General features: G+C 35.8%; 1 protein-coding gene. It reads right to left on the bottom strand.

Annotated features, from left to right (window positions below; genetic code table 11):
• Positions 1–106 precede the first annotated feature (106 nt).
• Positions 107–868: a hypothetical protein gene (locus O71_RS20945; protein ID WP_007661266.1), complete on the bottom strand. Its 762-nt coding sequence runs from the start codon at positions 866–868 to the stop codon at positions 107–109.
• Positions 869–1,098 lie beyond the last annotated feature (230 nt).

The raw sequence follows: 1,098 nt of genomic DNA, 5'->3' as shown, positions 1-1,098 counted from the left end.
TCTTGAGTGGTCATGATATAATCGGGTTTAAATAATTAAATGCGTCACATTCAATTTACTTAAACTGTCAGATTATATCTTGACTATCTCACATCATCATCTACTATCAATCTGCGAAATGTAGCTCATACACTCTAATGGCATATTCTATTCCAGCTAGTTCTCCTCTCAGGGAAGCACGATCCTGAGGCGTGTCAGTATCGTTATCGATCAGCCGGGCTTGAAGCTGTTTCTTTTTTTGCTCTAATTGATCAAGATACTCCCTCTTTTGAACTGAAGTAATTGTAGGCTCTAACATTTCTCCGGATAAAACAACTTTTGCCTTTGCTTCCAAACTACCAATGTTGATTTCATAGGAGACTTCATCTAATACATAGTTGTAGACCAACTCTAAGATCTGGCGGAATTGGTCTTCGGAGATAGCCTCTCCATTATTTCTATACCAGCGCCTCCGAGTGAAGCTGGTGCTTTTGCCAATCTCAACTGTACCATACTCAAAGTCATTACTGATTACAATCCCAATACTAAACTCCCTTTTATCATCTAGGGTAAACAATTTTAATTCTAGGCGATCTATGCCTGATATTAAAAAATACTCAGCTTCTCCCCACTTGAGGCTTCTGATAAGCTCTAAATTCCTATGCAGGCATTTCGTGTATTCATCTTTAGTAGTTGGTTTAACGAAGTGATACTCAGTAGTGATAGGCTTCGCAAAATGCTTACGTTTAAGTTTATCAAATGTAATCTCAATATTAGGGAAGTATGTATTCAAGTTGACTTCAACTACCAAATCAGATTGAAAGTAACTCATTGAGCTACTATATGGTTTGTTCGAAGTCTTAGAAGTCTGTATAAAATACTTATTCATATTACATGTTGTTAAGAGTCTCTTTGCACTGAATACAATTTCATACCCAATCTATTCCTAGCCTCTCCATTGAGTGACATAGAATTGGCTCATATTCTGCCCATCTTAACACAAGATACAACTGCTCTACTCAAACTAACCAATTCATAATCAGACATTAAAGTTTAAACTTAAAAGTAAGCTTAAATTATCTTTTCCGAGGCTAATATTTAAACCATAATATTACTATA

Source organism: Pontibacter sp. BAB1700 (assembly GCF_000277005.1).
In the GTDB taxonomy this organism is placed as follows: Bacteria; Bacteroidota; Bacteroidia; order Cytophagales; family Hymenobacteraceae; genus Pontibacter; species Pontibacter lucknowensis.
The sequence above is the reverse complement of the archived record's forward strand: the minus strand, read 5'-3'. Positions and strand labels throughout refer to the sequence as shown.

What these genes read in the sequence shown, in the direction of transcription:
- O71_RS20945 (WP_007661266.1), bottom strand. Translation starts at nt 868, where the DNA reads ATGAATAAGTATTTTATACAGACTTCTAAGACTTCGAACAAACCATAT.